Annotated in this window: 15 protein-coding genes; 8 read left to right on the top strand and 7 right to left on the bottom strand. The window is 58.0% G+C overall.

The genetic code is table 11. The annotated features are described in order from the left end of the window. Window positions 1–42: 42 nt before the first annotated feature. The 4 genes from NW815_RS03430 to NW815_RS03415 form a co-directional block, all read right to left on the bottom strand. Window positions 43–696: an LON peptidase substrate-binding domain-containing protein gene (locus NW815_RS03430; protein ID WP_011432147.1), complete on the bottom strand. Its 654-nt coding sequence runs from the start codon at window positions 694–696 to the stop codon at window positions 43–45. A gap of 95 nt (window positions 697–791) precedes the next feature. Then, a complete protein-coding gene (gene ruvC / locus NW815_RS03425) occupies window positions 792–1,304 on the bottom strand; it encodes a crossover junction endodeoxyribonuclease RuvC (RefSeq protein WP_414329288.1) in 513 nt (170 codons plus the stop codon). 10 nt (window positions 1,305–1,314) lie between these two features. Beyond that, window positions 1,315–1,833, bottom strand: a complete 519-nt coding sequence (gene pgsA, locus NW815_RS03420; protein WP_414329287.1) for a CDP-diacylglycerol--glycerol-3-phosphate 3-phosphatidyltransferase — start codon at window positions 1,831–1,833, stop codon at window positions 1,315–1,317. A 78-nt stretch (window positions 1,834–1,911) separates the two neighbouring features. Next, window positions 1,912–2,847: a nucleoside hydrolase gene (locus tag NW815_RS03415; RefSeq protein WP_414382892.1), complete on the bottom strand. Its 936-nt coding sequence runs from the start codon at window positions 2,845–2,847 to the stop codon at window positions 1,912–1,914. A 121-nt stretch (window positions 2,848–2,968) separates the two neighbouring features. On the opposite strand from NW815_RS03415, the gene NW815_RS03410 reads away from it, so the two are divergent. The 7 genes from NW815_RS03410 to NW815_RS03380 all read left to right on the top strand — a co-directional run bounded on the left by NW815_RS03410 (window position 2,969) and on the right by NW815_RS03380 (window position 11,092). Then, window positions 2,969–3,973 (top strand): circadian clock protein KaiA, encoded by a 1,005-nt coding sequence (locus NW815_RS03410; protein ID WP_414357426.1) that lies wholly within the window; start codon window positions 2,969–2,971, stop codon window positions 3,971–3,973. A gap of 2 nt (window positions 3,974–3,975) precedes the next feature. After that, complete coding sequence (gene kaiB, locus NW815_RS03405; protein WP_011430723.1) at window positions 3,976–4,278, top strand: circadian clock protein KaiB; 303 nt, start codon at window positions 3,976–3,978, stop codon at window positions 4,276–4,278. Between the two features lie 28 nt (window positions 4,279–4,306). Next, the gene (kaiC, locus tag NW815_RS03400; protein WP_414387891.1) at window positions 4,307–5,932 is read left to right on the top strand and encodes a circadian clock protein KaiC; all 1,626 of its coding nucleotides are present in this window, start codon (window positions 4,307–4,309) and stop codon (window positions 5,930–5,932) included. Between the two features lie 219 nt (window positions 5,933–6,151). Beyond that, window positions 6,152–7,270: a type IV pilus biogenesis protein PilM gene (pilM, locus tag NW815_RS03395; protein ID WP_414387893.1), complete on the top strand. Its 1,119-nt coding sequence runs from the start codon at window positions 6,152–6,154 to the stop codon at window positions 7,268–7,270. Window positions 7,271–7,330: 60 nt separating this feature from the next. Then, window positions 7,331–8,038, top strand: a complete 708-nt coding sequence (locus NW815_RS03390) for a PilN domain-containing protein (protein ID WP_414387894.1) — start codon at window positions 7,331–7,333, stop codon at window positions 8,036–8,038. Then, window positions 8,038–8,739: a hypothetical protein gene (locus NW815_RS03385; RefSeq protein ID WP_414350594.1), complete on the top strand. Its 702-nt coding sequence runs from the start codon at window positions 8,038–8,040 to the stop codon at window positions 8,737–8,739. The genes NW815_RS03390 and NW815_RS03385 overlap by 1 nt, the downstream gene beginning before the upstream one ends. A gap of 265 nt (window positions 8,740–9,004) precedes the next feature. Beyond that, window positions 9,005–11,092, top strand: coding sequence for an AMIN domain-containing protein (locus NW815_RS03380; RefSeq protein ID WP_414387896.1), 2,088 nt, complete (start codon window positions 9,005–9,007; stop codon window positions 11,090–11,092). A gap of 193 nt (window positions 11,093–11,285) precedes the next feature. On the opposite strand, the gene NW815_RS03375 is transcribed toward NW815_RS03380, so the two are convergent. Continuing rightward, window positions 11,286–11,852, bottom strand: coding sequence for a DUF2854 domain-containing protein (locus tag NW815_RS03375; RefSeq protein WP_099812264.1), 567 nt, complete (start codon window positions 11,850–11,852; stop codon window positions 11,286–11,288). A gap of 77 nt (window positions 11,853–11,929) precedes the next feature. On the opposite strand from NW815_RS03375, the gene NW815_RS03370 reads away from it, so the two are divergent. Beyond that, window positions 11,930–13,516, top strand: a complete 1,587-nt coding sequence (locus NW815_RS03370; RefSeq protein WP_414415707.1) for an aminotransferase class I/II-fold pyridoxal phosphate-dependent enzyme — start codon at window positions 11,930–11,932, stop codon at window positions 13,514–13,516. 15 nt (window positions 13,517–13,531) lie between these two features. On the opposite strand, the gene NW815_RS03365 is transcribed toward NW815_RS03370, so the two are convergent. Together NW815_RS03365 and NW815_RS03360 are read right to left on the bottom strand one after the other, a co-directional pair. Further along, window positions 13,532–14,974 (bottom strand): hemolysin family protein, encoded by a 1,443-nt coding sequence (locus NW815_RS03365; RefSeq protein WP_414388726.1) that lies wholly within the window; start codon window positions 14,972–14,974, stop codon window positions 13,532–13,534. Between the two features lie 265 nt (window positions 14,975–15,239). Next, window positions 15,240–15,449: a PepSY domain-containing protein gene (locus NW815_RS03360; protein ID WP_414388724.1), complete on the bottom strand. Its 210-nt coding sequence runs from the start codon at window positions 15,447–15,449 to the stop codon at window positions 15,240–15,242. Window positions 15,450–15,778: the final 329 nt, after the last annotated feature.

Here is a 15,778-nt window from a genome sequence, read left to right as displayed (position 1 = left end):
GCGGGGCTCCTGCGATTTCTAGCTGACCAACTGACAGGAACCTCAGGAAATTTCCGTGAACAGATCCTTGAGGGCCGTGCGGGCGGCCAAGTGCTTGCGGGTGGACTCGAGAATTTCGGCTTCCCGGCGCAGCCGCCTTTCGGTACTGACCATTTCCAGCAGAGCTTGCTGCTCTTGGGGGGCCCCATGGAAGTGGCTAGCCACCCAGTAGGACAGTTCTATGGGGGTGGTGGGGAGCTGCTCCGGCAACTGTGCATCCCGCTCCATTAGCTTGCCCGAGAGACGCACCACATCTTGAAGGAGAGTGGTAACCTGGCGCACCCAGCTCTGCAGGTCATCGGAAGGGGTGGTCGGCTCATCCTCAATCCATTCCACCAGCCCCACCCGGAAGGGTTTTTCCCGCACGTAATCCAAGACGCGGAAGCGCTGCTGCCCCAAGGTCAAAATGTCCATGCGGTCATCCGGCAATCGCTGCACCTGCAACACCTCAGCACAACAGCCCACCCGCACCGGGGATCCCGTCTGGGGATTGAACATCAGCACCCCAAAGCGGCGATCCGTCTCCAGAATGGTGTTGATCATCATGCGGTAGCGGTACTCGAAAATGTGCAGCGGCAGAGGTCGGCCCGGAAACAGCACCACCTCCGGCAAGGGAAACAGCGGTAGCTCGCGAACATCCACGGAAGAAGAAGGCATAGGGCTTGTGCTTCTCGCTGTACTGAGTCTAGCCCATCTTTATTGGCCAATCTTTATCTCTGCTAAAGGTAGGGGATTGACAGGGAGGGGATCCCTCAAGAGAAGCGGTGGTGCCAGACTGTGATGGCAATCGCCAAGGCATCGGCGGCATCATCCGGGCGGGGCAAGCTGGGCAGGTTGAGTTCCCGGGCCACGGCAGCTTGTACAGCCTGCTTGTCGGCGCGTCCGTAGCCTGTCAAACTTTGCTTGACTTGGGCGGGCGTAAACTCCACCGGCAACAGATGATGCTGGGCCAAGGTGAGCAGGATCACGCCACGGGCTTGGGCGATGGCAATGGTATTGCCCATTTTGTAGAAAAAAAGTTTTTCCAGCCCCACCTGATGCGGGCGCAGTTGGCGCAGCAACTGGCTCAAATCCTCGTGCAGCGTTTGCAGCCGCTCCGGCATCGAGTGTTGGCTGGGGGTGCTGATCACCCCATAATCCACAGGTTTCAACCCCGCAGATCCCGCCAGAATGCAACCAAAACCCATGGTTCCCAGACCTGGATCTAGGCCGAGGATGCGCTGCTCAGGTGGGGTGTCTCCTCTGTCGGCGAGGGGCGGGGGGATCTGACAAGGGCTATGGCCTGCCGGGTGACTGCGCATGATGGGGATGATCGGTGTGCAGGTAGGTCAGGCCCGAGATCAGGGTGAGAACCACCGCCACCCAAAAGCAAGGGATCCCTCCCGGCCACCCCAAAATCAGCAAAGCAATGGCCAGGATTTGGGTTACCGTCTTGGCTTTGCCCCAGAAATTGGCACCGCGGATTTGGCTTTGGTTGACCCGCCAGCCGGCGATGGCCAGCTCCCGCCCCACCAGCAAAAACACGCCCCAAGCGGGGATCCGCCCCAGTTCCAGCAGGCCCAGCAGCGGCGCCAACACCAGCAGCTTATCCACCAGAGGATCCAAAAACTTGCCCATATCGGTTACCAAGCCATAACGGCGGGCCAAATGGCCATCCAGCCAATCGGTTGCTGCCGCCAACAGGAACGCCCAGAGGGCCAACCTCTCCCCCAGTGGGGATCGCAGGCTCAGGCCCAGCAAAACAAAAGGGATCCCTGCCAGCCGCAGCAGGGTGACGGCGGTGGGCAGGTTCACCCACTCCAGCTTGGCACGTTGGACGGCGCTGGGATTCTCCACCTTCGGATCTGGCCTCAAGGATCAGAACTATCAGAATTATCGGTAACGGCCCAGGCGCTCGGTGAGCAGGTGGTAAAACCCCTGGGCATCCACCCCAAAAGCCACCTGAACATTGGCGAGGCGACCACTGGATCCCCAGCGATCCACCACCGTCCGGCCCAGGTTCAAGGGGCTAGCCGTTTCCACCTCGACGTAGCAGGGCTTGAGCTCGAACAACTGCGGCTGTAACAGATAGGCAATCACACAAGGGTCGTGCAATGGCCCTCCCGGTAGCCCGTAGCGTTCTACGTCGACCTTACCGTAAAAGGTGAGCATATTGGCCACCGTCTGCCCAACGCGGGTGCCCAGGGCGCGGATGCGCTCAATCCGCTCCGGCGTGCTGAGGACCTGTTGGGTGACGTGCAAGCCCAGCATCACCACCTCCGGGATCCCGGCGCTGAGCACGATCTGGGCGGCGTGGGGATCGGTGAGGATGTTGAACTCGGCTGCCGGGGTAACATTCCCCTCAAAGGCGGATCCCCCCATAAACACCAGCCGCTGGATGCGCTCCACAATCCGGGGCTGCTGCACCAGGGCCACTGCCAAGTTGGTCATCGGGCCCAGCAAAGCCAAGGTAACCGGCTCAGGGGCAGCCATCAGCGTCTCGATGAGATAGGGCACTGCATGCTGGGATCCCAAAGGCATCTGGGGCTCCGGCAGATCCGCTCCGTCGATCCCGGTTTTGCCATGCACCTGCTCGGCGGTTTCCAGAGGGCGCAAGAGAGGTCGGGGGCAGCCGGCATACACCCCCATCTGCGGCTGACCGGCCAATTCACAGATCTGTCGAGCATTGCGGCTGGTTTTGTCCAAGGAGACATTGCCGGCCACCGTGGTAATGCCCAGCAATTGCAGCTCTTCTGGCGACGCCATGGCCAACAACAGAGCCACCGCATCGTCTTGACCAGGGTCACAGTCGATGATCAGGGGCACCATAGGGATCTCGGCAGCAGCTCACTCACCCCTAGTTTAGGTTTTTCTCCCGCTCTTTTCCTCTGGCCGGTGAGCGCGGATCCCGGTCAGATTTAAGATAGGAAGCATATCTTCATCCTTTGTCTTGTTGCCTGACACCCATCCACTGCGCATCAACCTGTTGCTGGATTGGGAGCCGCCAGCAGGAGAGCCCCTAGCTTGCGAGGACTGGCTACCCCCTGAACGCTTTGTTGTCGAGTGTTTTCAGGATCAAGCTACCTTCCTAGAGGCTCTCAGGAGACAAGACGGCCATGTCGATTGCTTGGTGCTCCTGGTGGATCCCACTCGGCTGCAAGAGCTGCACGATCTGGGCAATCAGCTCTGCGCGTGGGGACTGCTGCTGCCGACGGTGTTGGCGATTGTGCTGGAAGAATCCCACCTGCAAAAGGAAACACCGGAGACGGAAGGAGAGATCCCTGCCACCTCATCTTTGGTGAAAGCATTGCTCAAGCGAGAGCAGTTTTTCTACCACAACGCCACCCTCGTCCGTCCCATTTCGCCACAGGAGCTGAAGGGGCAGGTGCGGGCCGACTGTACCGCTTCGGGATCCCCTTCCGTCTTGGAGCTGCTGGTGGATCGGGCCATCGCCTTGTTTCTGCAGATGTCTCCCACTTGCGGCCTCCCGCAGGGCCCAGTGCATCCCAGCGATCAGCCCTACCTGGCCTACAGCAACCAACAACAGCGACGGCTGGCGGAGAAATTGCGAGAACGGCTGAGCTATGCCGGAGTGTACTATCATCGTGACCCGGAGCTGTTTTATCGCCGCCTTCCGCCCCACGAGCAGCGAGCTTTGATGCAACGGCTGCGCGGCCTTTACCAGGCGATTGTCCTGGAATACTTTCAGTCTCCCGAAACCGCCAATGCCCGCATCGATGAACTGGTGGCCTTGGCCTTTTTTGCCGATATCGGCGCTGCTCAACTGCTGGAGCTGCACATGAACTTGATGGAAGACTTTGCCAAACAATTGAAGCTGGAAGGCCGCAGCGAAGAGATCCTGCTGGATTACCGCCTTACCCTGATCGATGTGATGGCCCACCTGAGCGAAATGTACCGCCGCTCCATTCCCAAAACCGCTCCAAGGGATCCTTAGATATGTCCACTCGCAAAGCCTATGTTCTCAAGCTCTACGTGGCGGGCAACACCCCCAATTCTCTGCGTGCCCTCAGCACCTTGCAAGACATCTTGGAAAAGGAGTTCCGCGGCGTGTACAGCCTGAAGGTGATCGATGTCTTGAAAAATCCGCAACTGGCAGAGGAAGATAAGATCTTGGCAACGCCGACCTTGGCCAAAATCCTGCCGCCACCGGTGCGGAAGATTATTGGCGATCTGTCCAACCGCGAGAAAGTGCTCATCGGCCTGGATCTGCTCTACGAAGAATTGGACGAAGAGGCTTGAGACAGGCTGCAGGAGCAAGGAGAGTGGGATGAACCAGTCATTGGGGCCTTCTGAGCCAGAAAAGCCACAAGATAACACCGCAGAGGACTCCACCGAACCAACCCCAGACAACCACCGAGCGGATCTCTCAGAGCTGCGAGGGATCCCCAAAAAACAGACGGGCATCGAGGGCTTTGAAGACATCAGTCACGGTGGGCTACCCCTGGGACGCACCACCTTGGTCAGCGGCACCTCCGGCACCGGCAAAACCCTGTTTGCCATGCAGTTCCTTTACAACGGCATCGTGAAGTATCAAGAGCCGGGGATCTTCGTCACCTTCGAGGAAACCCCCGCCGATATCATTCGCAATGCCTCCAGCTTTGGCTGGGATCTGCAGGCCCTCATCGACAGGGGCCAACTGTTTATCCTGGATGCCTCCCCCGATCCCGAAGGCTATGAGGTGAGCGGCAACTTTGATTTGTCGGCCCTCATCGAGCGCATCCAGTACGCCATTCGCAAATACAAAGCCAAGCGGGTCTCCATCGACTCGGTGACAGCCATCTTTCAGCAATACGACCCTGCCGGTGTGGTGCGGCGGGAGCTGTTCCGCCTGACGGCCCGCCTCAAGCAGGCCAACGTCACCACCGTCATGACCACGGAGCGCACCGACGAGTACGGCCCCATCGCCCGCTACGGCGTAGAGGAATTCGTCTCCGATAACGTGGTGATCCTACGCAACATCCTGGAGGGAGAGAAACGGCGGCGCACCATTGAGATCTTGAAGCTGCGGGGCACCACCCACATGAAGGGGGAATATCCCTTCACCATCACCAACGACGGGATCAACATCTTCCCCTTGGGAGCCATGCAGCTGACGCAGCGCTCCTCCAACGTGCGGGTCTCCTCCGGCATCGAGAAGCTGGACGAAATGTGCGGCGGCGGTTTCTTCAAGGACTCGATTATTTTGGCCACCGGCGCCACCGGCACGGGCAAAACCTCGCTGGTGAGCAAATTCCTGGAGCGGGGCTGCCTGGATGGGGAACGCTGCATTCTCTTTGCCTACGAAGAGTCGCGGGCGCAGCTGTCCCGCAACGCCTCCTCCTGGGGAATTGACCTGGAAGAGTTCGAGCGGCGGGGCCTCCTCAAGATCATCTGCGCCTACCCAGAATCTGCCGGCCTGGAAGACCACCTGCAGAAGATCAAAACCGAGATGATGGCCTTCAAGCCCTCCCGCATGGCCATCGACTCCCTGTCAGCCCTGGCGCGGGGAGTGAGCCAAAATGCCTTCCGCCAGTTTGTAATCGGGGTAACTGGCCTGGCCAAGCAGGAGGAGATCACCGGCTTTTTCACCAACACCACCGACCAATTCATGGGATCCCATTCCATCACCGAATCCCACATCTCCACCATCACCGACACGATTATCCTGCTGCAATACGTGGAGATCCGCGGAGAAATGGCCCGCGCCCTCAACGTCTTCAAAATGCGGGGATCCTGGCACGACAAAGGGATCCGCGAGTACCTCATCTCCAACGCGGGCATCCAAATCCGCGATTCCTTCCGGGGCTACGAGCGCATTATCAGCGGATCCCCGACTCGCATCAATGTGGATGAGAAAAACGAGCTCTCCCGGATTGTGCAAAACGTCCAGGCCCTCGAGGAAGAAGGGTTGTGAGCGGTTACAACAGTTCCGTGAGTGGGCGCGGCAACAGACCCGTTGAGTCAAGCGAATTTCCAACACCGCTCAACACCGCGCAAGCCCTGCACTTGCGGCTGGCAGGGAGGGATCGGCCCAGACAAGGATTTCCCCGCGGCCAATGGCGAACAGTGGTAACCCACCTACAAATTGGGTAGTATGCCTCTAGCAGTAGCGCAAAGGGCGGGGTTTCCCGGCGTGTTTAGTTTTCTTGGTGGTTCCAAAACCCGAACCATGCTTGGGGTGGACATCAACCCCGAGCGCATCGCCGTTGCCCAATTGAAAAAGCAGGGCAATGGTCGCTATCGTCTGGCCCACTACCACAGCGTGGACATGCCGGAAGGGGCGATGGTCGAAGGGCGCATCCTCGATCCGAGCACAGTTGGCTTGATCCTGATGAATTTGCTCAATGAAAACAAAGTGCCCACCAACCTGCCGGCAGCCACAGCAGTGCCCGTAAGGGAGGCCATCGTTCGTCTCATTCGCCTGCCTGCCGACCTACCTGCCGATGAGCTGCGCCGGGTGGTTTTGGAGCAGGAGGCCGAACTTTACATTCCCTATCCGCGGGATCAGGCGGATGTCGACTACCAGCCCTTGGGTCTTGATCTTTCCCAGGATGGCATTGAGCGCATCGAAGTCTTGCTGGTGGCCATCCCCAAAGAGGTGGTGGACAACTACCTGGAGGTGCTGCAGGTGGCCAACTTGCAGGTGCGCTGTGTGGAGCTGGCCAGCTTCTCCCTCATTCGCACCATCCGCGATCAGCTAATCCAGTACGGCCCCCAAGAGGCCGTGTTGCTCAGCTCCATCGGCTACGACAGCAGCGAGATCAGCATTTTGGTGAACGGGATCCCGCAATTTACCCGCACCGTCAACATCGGCACCATCCACATGCGGCAGGTGCTGGCCCAATCCCTGAATCTGCCGGTTAGCCGCACCGGCGACCTGTTGCGAACTCTGAGGTTACCCTTGATCAACCCCACCGATGTTTTGGCCACGGGAGAACAGCCAGCGCCCAGCAATCCCGGTGTAGCAGCAGTAACGCGCGTTGTCTCCGATTTGGCGGATGAACTGAAGCGCTCCATCGACTTCTTTACGAGCACAGAAAGCAGCTCGCCTGTGGTGAAAGTACTGCTGGCCGGAACTGGAGCAAGCATCGGCCAAATCGACGGCTTCTTATCTCAGTCGTTGAGCGTGGCGGTGGAGTTGGCGGATCCCTTTGGCAACATTGTCGTGCCGGATTCAGTGGAACTGCCCCTGGAGGAACGCCCAGCAATGGGAGTGGCCCTGGGGTTGGCGTTACGGGAAGACACCAAGTAGCGGCAGCAGGCAGCGCAAGCTCGCCCAACCGATGGAATAGAGCACAAGGCGGTTAAAGAGATGTACACACCGGAGATCAATTTCCTCAAAGAAAGGCCGGATGTCCTCACCACAGCTCGAACAGGTGGGGGAGCAGTAGTCGCAGCTGAGGCCGCAGAGGGATCCCAGAATTGGATCCCGGCCATTGGCCTGGGGGTTGCTGTTGCTGCTGTAGCGATGGGAGCTTTTTGGTATTTCCAAGACAGCTTTTCCCGCCAGAGAGAAACCTTGAGGGCGGAGCGGGCTCGCCTTGACAGTGAGCTCAGCACAGCCAATGCTGAGTTGTCCCAGCTGCAGAATGCCAATCAAGAGCTGCAAACCATTCGCGCCCAAACGGAAGGGTTCCGCTCCTTTCTGGGATCCGTCCAGCCTTGGTCGGCCATCTTGGAAGAGCTGCGGCGCAAGATCCCCGGCCAGGGGGTATGGATAACCAACATCAGCGCTTCCGGGGATACTGTCAATATCCAAGGAGGGGCGCTGGACTTTCCCCTGGTGAACGACTTTTTGCTCACCCTGCTGGATTCCAACTTTGTTACCAGCGCCGTCCTGAACAGCAGCTCCCGGGTGGACGGCACAGACCTAACCGAGCCCAGCGTCACCTACGGCATAACCGTAACCATCCGTACCCTGGGGGATCCCGACCCAGAATTTACCCGCGAGCTGGAGCAGCGGGGAGCGATAGGCTTGGTTGAAAAGATCCGCATTTTGCGTCGAGTGGAGGCGAACTGATGACTGGATCGGTTGAAGGTTTTCCCGACGAACAACTGGTGGTTCCCCCGGCAGGGCCGCCGGTACTGCTGGGCGTGGAGCTGACCCCCATTCGAATTGGTCTTTTAATCGGGATCACAGGGCTAGGCGCGGCGGGGTTTCTGGCCTTCACCCAACTTCGCCCCTTGATCGAGGAGGTACAGGCTTTGGAAAGGGAGGTAGCCAACAAAACCACCCAGTTGCAGGACATAAAGAGCCAGATTGCCAGTTTGCAAGATGTGCCCAATCAGGTCGAGAGAGCTCGCGTGGAGCGGGAACAGATCAGTGCCCTGCTCTCCACCCCCGAGAATGCCGACACGCAACTGCTGGATCTCAACCGGCTGGTGCAGGGGCAGCCCAACAGCGAGCTGCGCAGCTTTAGCCCTTCTCCACTGACTCCAGCGTCTTCGGCCAATCCGGAAGTGCCTGGGATCATCGCTCCCGCCATCCAAGTGCAGACCACCCGTGTCGCTCTGCGTGGCCCCTATACGGAGCTGATCAATCTGATGGGCGATATAGAACGTCTGCGCACGCTGTTCCGGGTGAGCAACATCAGCTTAAATCCTGTTCAAGACACAGGGGAACTGGACGCTGCTTTTGATTTGATTGCCTACATCTACAACAAAGACGTTCCGTTGGGCACTGCTCCTCCACCTGAAGGGCAAACGGCACCTGGTCAGTAGCCCAGCCATGCCTTGACTCAGGGGGAGATCCTGCCAGTGCGGGATCCCCTCTGGTTTTCAGAAGACGGGAACAACCGCCGGTTCAGCACGGATAGTGTTGCCGAATCGAAGATCTGGGAAAAATTTCTTCCGAAACGGCTACAGGTAGTGGCAAAGTCCGAGATTTCGGCTTTGATCAGGGAAGCACGGGGTGAACGAGGCCAAAGGCACCCGTGGCGAGGTGAAGCAAGAATACGACTGGGTGAAGGAGTGAGGTGTGAGGATAATGAACCGTCGAGTTGCTTATGGGTGTGCGTTGGGCTTGATCCTGTCCCTGCCCCCATTGGCCTTAGAAAGCCGGGTCAATGAGGCAGCCGCTCAACAGTTGACCTCCGCAAACCCGCAACGCCTCAGCCGCATCACAGATATCCGCCTGGTGCCCAACGGCAACCGCATGCAGTTGGAGATCAACACCGAAGGGGGCGCTCGCCCACAGGTGTTCTTTACCCAGCAGGGACAATCTTGGATCGGGGACATCACCAATGCTCAATTGAGCGGAAGCCAGGGCCGCTATCGCCAAGAGTCTCCCCTGCCGGGGGTGCGCTTCATTGAGGCCTGGCAGTTGAGCAACGACAGCGTGCGGATAGAAATAGCCGGTGTGGCCGCAGCTCCCCAAGGCTTGCTGGCTCGGCGCAGCCCGACGCAGTTGGTCTTCGACTTTGAGGGCCTACCCTCTGCCCCACTGGCTCCCCTAGCGGCGGTTCCCCCTCAACCCTCGTCCAACCAAGCAGCGCCCGGCCAACCGGCGTCACTAAACCGACCTCAGCCCGTGGCTCCTGTTCCTCAGCCCGCAGCTCCTGCCCCTGCCTCCCAACCGGTCGCTCAAAACCCTGCCCCTCCGCAGACAACTCAAGCGGCTCCTCCTGCACCTGCTGTTCCTGCTGCACCCGTGATTTCTCAGGTCCCCCCTGTGGGCCAGCTCAACCAACCTCAATTGCCGCCGGGAAGTTTGCCCACCGAATCTCCTTTTCAGGGGAGAGCTGTGGCTCCTCCTGCCGGCGATATTGCCGTTGGCACAATCCTGCCTGATCCACCTACAGTGGATCTCGGATCCAATGCCAGGATTAGCTTGACCTTGAAAGATGCTCCTGTGGGCGATGTGCTGAGCTTGTTGGTGCGGCGAGCAGGGTTGAATGTGGTGCTCAACGACGTCCCACCCGATCTAACCATCTCTCTGGATGTGCAAGACTCGCCCTTACAGGAGACATTCAACTTTATCTTGCGGCTAAAACAGTTGCAGGCCCAGCGAAGGGGCCAAACCGTATTTGTTGGACAAAACCTGCCAGGGGTGACTGGGATCCTGGTGCGCAATTACCGCGTGAATCAGGCAGTCGCCACCGATTTGGCCAGTCGGCTGGAAGGAGTTTTGAACGCCGTTGCTCCCGGTGCCCAATTCGTTGTGGACGAGCGCACCAACTCCATTACGGTGATCGGCAACTCGCGGCAGCAGGACATCGCGGCTGCTCAGATTGCCCAATTGGATGTGCGTCGGCGACAGGTTTTGATTTCCCTGAGGGCAGTTGATATTCGGCTAAATAACAACGAGAGCCTTTCGATCAAACTAGGGGGAGCTTCTGGCAACTTTGCTGTCGGAACTTTAGGGGACGCCAACTTTGGTGGTCAACCGCTCAATCAACCTGCGGGATCCTCGGTAAGCTCTATCGGCCCTGCAGGCCCATCAGGATCCATCACGGGAATATTTAACACTCTCAACCGGCTGCAGCAGTCTTTGGCTCTAAGAGTGGAGTCTGCAATACGAAATGGAACTGGAAAAATTCTAACTGACCCCAAAGTTGTGGTGGCAGATGGCGGATCCAGTCGAATTAGCATTGCAACCAGCGTGCCTGTTAACGTTGAAACCATCACCATACCCCAGGGCGAAAACCAGCCTCCAGTTGTTACTCAGCGTTTGCAGCGAGAGGATGCCGGGGTTATCCTTGACGTCTCAGAAGTTAGAATAGATGACAATGGGTTTGTTACCCTGACCATTCAGCCGGAAATTTCTATTCCTGTACCCATTCAAGTATTGGAAGGCGGAGACTTCGCAGGCATTCAACTTTTTAACATCGACAGAAGGCGGCTGGAAGCATCTCAGCTCAGGTTAAGAGATGGGCAAACCTTTATTATTGCTGGCCTCATTCAAGACAGAGACACTGTTGACGTTCAAAAAGTGCCTTTCCTAGGCGACTTGCCTCTTTTGGGTGCTTTGTTCCGCTCTCAGAGTGTGAATAACGAGCGCAATGAGGTGGTCTTCATGCTAACGCCCTACATTATGGATGATAATGTTGCTTTTGGTCTTCCTCCCAATCCGTAAAATTCCCAATCCGTAAAATAGGGTTATGCCGAACTGCCAAGTTTCGTGACATCCTCCCAACACTGATACTATAGGCACAGCGCAGGACCCATAGCTCCCCACACCCCTCATGAGTTAACTCTCGACAGTCCTGAGTTACTGGCTGCATTAGCTTCGGGATCCGTTGAGTTGCATTCAGCAGCTAATGGCTTCTTCAAGTGGCCTGGGATCCACCTCGGGCAACAAGCGCCAATTCCACCTGATTTTCTTGGGGCTGCCCCAGTTGCACCTCCACATCTCGGCCAAAGAAGCCTTGCATTTTTTTCTGGTAGCTTTCCTGCCATTGTTGGAAGGGAACCTTGGGGGAATCGAACAGAAGCACCAAGGTATACCGGCCATCTCGCAGCTCTTCTCTGTACCCTCTCACCTTGGGCAGATCTGCTTCCAGAGGGCCGCGCAGACCCAGAAACTCCAGGGCATCTTCCAGGTGGGCATTAGCCCCGTAGCTATATTTGGTGATATCGGCGCGGACTTGCTTTTGAATTTCCGTGGCCTGCTGGGCGCGGGCTTGGATCACCTCGAGAGAAGGGGCGGCCAGGGCAGGTACCGGCTTGAGTTCCACTACCTTCATGGTTATCCCTCCCAACAGCAAGGGGATCCCGGCAAACAGGCCGATGAGATTGAGGGTGGGATCGTTGTAGTGGGCAAAGCCCCAAGCCGTGGCGGCAACGCCGGCCAGCAACACGAGAGTGCTCAGGGGGAAGGGCAGTTTTTCAAACATACAGGAGAGGAAGAAAGGCCACCTGAAAACCCAGGCTAGCAGGAAAAGCGCCAGCGGTGGACTTAGCCTCCATTGGGATGGATAATCACAAAATGCCCACCTGGTGTGTTGAGGAGTGGTCTGTGGTTCTGTCCGATCTGTCCAAAATCTCCCGTCATTTGCGCTCGCTGGATCGCAAAGCCCAGGAGCGAGCACCTCTTTTTGAGGCCATCCGCCACTATTGCAGCTTGGATAAGGCTCCTTTTCACACGCCAGGCCACAAACAGGGACGTGGGATCCCTGCCGACTTGCGGACCTTTCTGGGAGAGAACGTCTTCCGGGCGGATCTGACCGAGTTGCCAGAGGTGGACAACCTCCACGATCCCGATGGCGTGATCCGGGAGGCCCAGGAGCTGGCTGCAGCGGCCTACGGCGCCGATCGCAGTTGGTTTTTGGTCAACGGTTCCACCTGCGGCGTGGAAACGCTGGTGATGGCGGTGTGCGATCCGGGAGACAAGATCCTCTTGCCGCGCAACTGCCACAAATCCGCCATTGCCGGGGTGATCCTCTCTGGGGCGGTGCCGGCCTATATCGAGCCGGATTTTGACCCGGAGCTGGGCATTGCCCACGGGATTACCCCAGCCGGTTTGGAGGGGGCCTTGGCGGAGCATCCCGATGCCAAAGGCGTTTTGGTAGTCAGCCCCACCTACTACGGGGTCTGCTGCGATGTGCAGGCTTTGGCCTCCATCGCCCATGCCCACGGCCTGCCGCTGCTGGTGGATGAGGCCCACGGGCCCCACTTTGGGTTTCATCCGCAATTGCCCATCTCGGCCCTAGAAGCCGGTGCGGATCTGGTGGTGCAGTCCACCCACAAGGTGATCTCCGGCATGACCCAGGCCTCGATGCTGCACCTCAAGGGATCCCGTATCGACCCCAACCGGGTGCGCAACATTCTGCAACTGCTGCAATCGACCAGTCCCAGCTATGTGCTGATGATGTCGCTGGATGTGGCACGGCGGCAGATGGCACTGGAGGGAGAAGCCCTGCTGGGCCAAGCCTTGGCTTTGGCAGATCAAGCCCGCGCCCGTCTCAACCGCATCCCCGGCTTGCGCTGTTTTGGCCCAGAGCGTATCGGCTCCACCCCTGGTTTTTTCGATTTCGACCGCACCCGTCTCACGGTAACGGTGACAGAGCTGGGGTTGTTCGGCTTCGACGCTCACGACTGGGTTAACGATCACTTCCACGTGCAGCCGGAGATGTCCACCCTGCACAATGTGGTCTTCATTGTCAGCATCGGCAATACCCAGCGAGACATTGACCGCCTGGTGGAAAGTTTCGCCGCCCTGTCGCAACATTTTCAGGGATCCCGCCCATCCAGAGCGGCAATGGAAAAAATGCAGCGGCTGGCACAACTGCCCCGTCCTTGCTTGCCACCACAACGGCTATCACCCCGGGAGGCTTTTTTTGCTCCCATTCAGCGGGTGCCTTTCCAAGAAGCAGTGGGCCATATCTGCGCCGAGATCATCTCCCCCTATCCACCTGGGATCCCGATTTTGGTGCCGGGAGAAGAGGTGACTCAAGAGGCGGTGAACTATCTGCTGTTGGTGCATGAGGCAGGCGGCTTTATCAACGGCCCAGAGGATGTGCGCCTACAAACCCTGAAGGTGGTCAAAGCAACGGCCTAGTCCTCTCCAGCAGGTTTATGGACGGGCTTTTGCCGTTTGCGCCGGGGGGAGCAGCGGTAGGGAGTTTGCCGGGGTGCCGGGGCGGCGGGCTACCTTCACCCGATCCACCCGTGGCCCCTCCATGCGCACCACCTGAAACTCCATCTCTTTGTAGGTGAACTTTTCCCCAGCACGTGGGATCTTCTGCATGTGGTAGATCAAAAAGCCCCCCAGCGTTTGGTAATCCTTGTGCAGAGGCAGGTTGAGGCCACAGCGCTCGTTGATCTCTTCAATATCTAGCTGAGCCTGGATGAGCAAGGTATTTTCGTCAAGTTCTTGGATGTCCGGCTCCTTGGTGTTGGGATCCGGGCCATCGGAGAGCTTGCCGACAATCTCCTCCACCAAGTCTTGAATGGTGATCAGGCCCGCCGTGCCGCCAAACTCATCCACCACCACCACCATCGGCCAGTGGTGCTGCCTCATTTCGGGCAACAGTTCCGCAATTGGCTTGTTCTCCGGCTCAAAGTGGGCCTCGCGGATAAAAGGCGTGATGGGGCTGTGGAGGTCGATGGATCCCTTGGCCAGCTCCCCAATGACTTCCTTGACGTGGATCAGCCCGCGGATGTCATCCAAAGACTCGCCGTAGACCGGGTAACGGGAGTGTCCTGATTCGGCCACCTCGGCCAGCACCTCTTGCACCGTTGCAGTTTCCGGCACCGCGTCGATGCTGGTACGCGGGATCATCACCTCGCTAGCTACCGTCTCGCCAAACTCGAAGATGTTGCTCAAAAGCTCTCGCTCTTCCGCCTCAATGTTGCCCGACTCCACCGAAGAGGCGATCAGCAGTTGCAACTCCTCCACCGTCATGGTGCTGTAAAAGGAGCTGGCCTCCGGAATCTGGACTCCCAAAAGCCGCAGCACACACCGAGAGGAAAAGCGGGGCAGCTCTACAAAAGGTCTTAGAATACGGCTGACCAAACGATTGAGCCAGGCCAGTTGCAGCGCAATCGGCTCGGAATAGAGGATGGCCAGAGTCTTGGGGATCAGCTCCCCCACCACAATCTGAAAGTAGGTGAGCAGCGAAAACACCAACACCACTGCCACCCCTCGAACAAGGGCCGGATCCAGGTTCTGAAGCCAAGCCAACTGCCTCAAGGCCAGAAACAGCGTCGGCGCCACTTGCGTAGCCCCGATCCAGCCCAGCAATACACTGGCCAGAGTAATGCCCAACTGTGTGGTGGAGAGGGCATATTCCAGTTGTTCCTGGGCTTTTTGCACAATTGCCGCCTGCCGGTTCCCTTCGCTGGCCAACTGCACCATGCGGGAGCGCCGCGCCGATACCAAGGAAAACTCGACTGCGACAAAGAAAGCGTTGATGACCAGAAGACCGATGACCCAAAGGAGACTAAGCGACGCATCTCCCCACGAAAGCTCGGTGTTGGGGAAAGCAGCCGTCGAGGCTAAAGGGGGGTCGTCCATCAGGGGGAGCAGCAAGACGGATAGACAGCATTCTAGCTCAGCCTGACCCCACCACCTGTCCCTAGCCAGCTGTCGAACCGGCTTCAGCCATCAGGCAGCTACCGTGTAGACGCTTTCCCCATGCCCAAAAGGAAAGGGATCCCTGACCTTTGCACAACCCAGCTTTCGCAGTTCTCAAGGTCGCTACTTTTTCATCAAGCAGTAGCAGCTACAGCCTTTTCCGGCAACGCTCACCCCCGCCTATGCAGGGGGCATCTCCTGGGTGCTAGTCGTCGATATCGACAATGTCACCGGTAGTGGCATCGATCTTGACTTCAATATCGTTGGTAAATTTCACTTCCCAAACTAGGCGTCTATCTTCGCGCTCCAACTCAACTTCTTTGATCACAGCATTGGGAACAGCAGATCGAGCGATCCGAATAGCTTCCTTAATGGGGATAGGCGGAGCAGAAGATTGGGCAAAAGCAGTTTTCATGCTCCCACCTACCAGTAGCATCGGGCCGCCGAGGGGCAAAATGCCAAGCAAAAGTAAGGAAGCAATCGAAAGTTTTGCAGGCTTTATTTACAGCTGCTTGAGCAACCACCTCCTTACCCTACCACCCTGGAGTAAAAGAAGCCTTGCCACAAGGAGCACCGTTGCCTTCGCAAGGAGTTCATCCCCCTTGCGTCATAGGGTGTAGTTGCTCGGCCCCTCTTCAGCTACGAACTGTTTGCTTCTCCAATCCAACCCTCTCGGAAACTGACTGGCTAAACAACGCTGCTGCGGGGGAGGAATACCTGATACATTCACGCTGAACTCTCCTG

The organism is Synechococcus sp. R6-7 (genome assembly GCF_047461695.1).
Taxonomy (GTDB): domain Bacteria; phylum Cyanobacteriota; class Cyanobacteriia; order Thermostichales; family Thermostichaceae; genus Thermostichus.
Note: the sequence above shows the minus strand (reverse complement) of the source record. Positions and strands in the feature narration are given on the sequence as shown.

What these genes read in the sequence shown, in the direction of transcription:
- NW815_RS03430 (WP_011432147.1), bottom strand. Translation starts at nt 696, where the DNA reads ATGCCTTCTTCTTCCGTGGATGTTCGCGAGCTACCGCTGTTTCCCTTG.
- NW815_RS03415 (WP_414382892.1), bottom strand. Translation starts at nt 2,847, where the DNA reads ATGGTGCCCCTGATCATCGACTGTGACCCTGGTCAAGACGATGCGGTG.
- kaiB (WP_011430723.1), top strand. Translation starts at nt 3,976, where the DNA reads ATGTCCACTCGCAAAGCCTATGTTCTCAAGCTCTACGTGGCGGGCAAC.
- kaiC (WP_414387891.1), top strand. Translation starts at nt 4,307, where the DNA reads ATGAACCAGTCATTGGGGCCTTCTGAGCCAGAAAAGCCACAAGATAAC.
- NW815_RS03390 (WP_414387894.1), top strand. Translation starts at nt 7,331, where the DNA reads ATGTACACACCGGAGATCAATTTCCTCAAAGAAAGGCCGGATGTCCTC.
- NW815_RS03385 (WP_414350594.1), top strand. Translation starts at nt 8,038, where the DNA reads ATGACTGGATCGGTTGAAGGTTTTCCCGACGAACAACTGGTGGTTCCC.
- NW815_RS03380 (WP_414387896.1), top strand. Translation starts at nt 9,005, where the DNA reads ATGAACCGTCGAGTTGCTTATGGGTGTGCGTTGGGCTTGATCCTGTCC.
- NW815_RS03375 (WP_099812264.1), bottom strand. Translation starts at nt 11,852, where the DNA reads ATGTTTGAAAAACTGCCCTTCCCCCTGAGCACTCTCGTGTTGCTGGCC.
- NW815_RS03370 (WP_414415707.1), top strand. Translation starts at nt 11,930, where the DNA reads ATGGATAATCACAAAATGCCCACCTGGTGTGTTGAGGAGTGGTCTGTG.
- NW815_RS03365 (WP_414388726.1), bottom strand. Translation starts at nt 14,974, where the DNA reads ATGGACGACCCCCCTTTAGCCTCGACGGCTGCTTTCCCCAACACCGAG.
- NW815_RS03360 (WP_414388724.1), bottom strand. Translation starts at nt 15,449, where the DNA reads ATGAAAACTGCTTTTGCCCAATCTTCTGCTCCGCCTATCCCCATTAAG.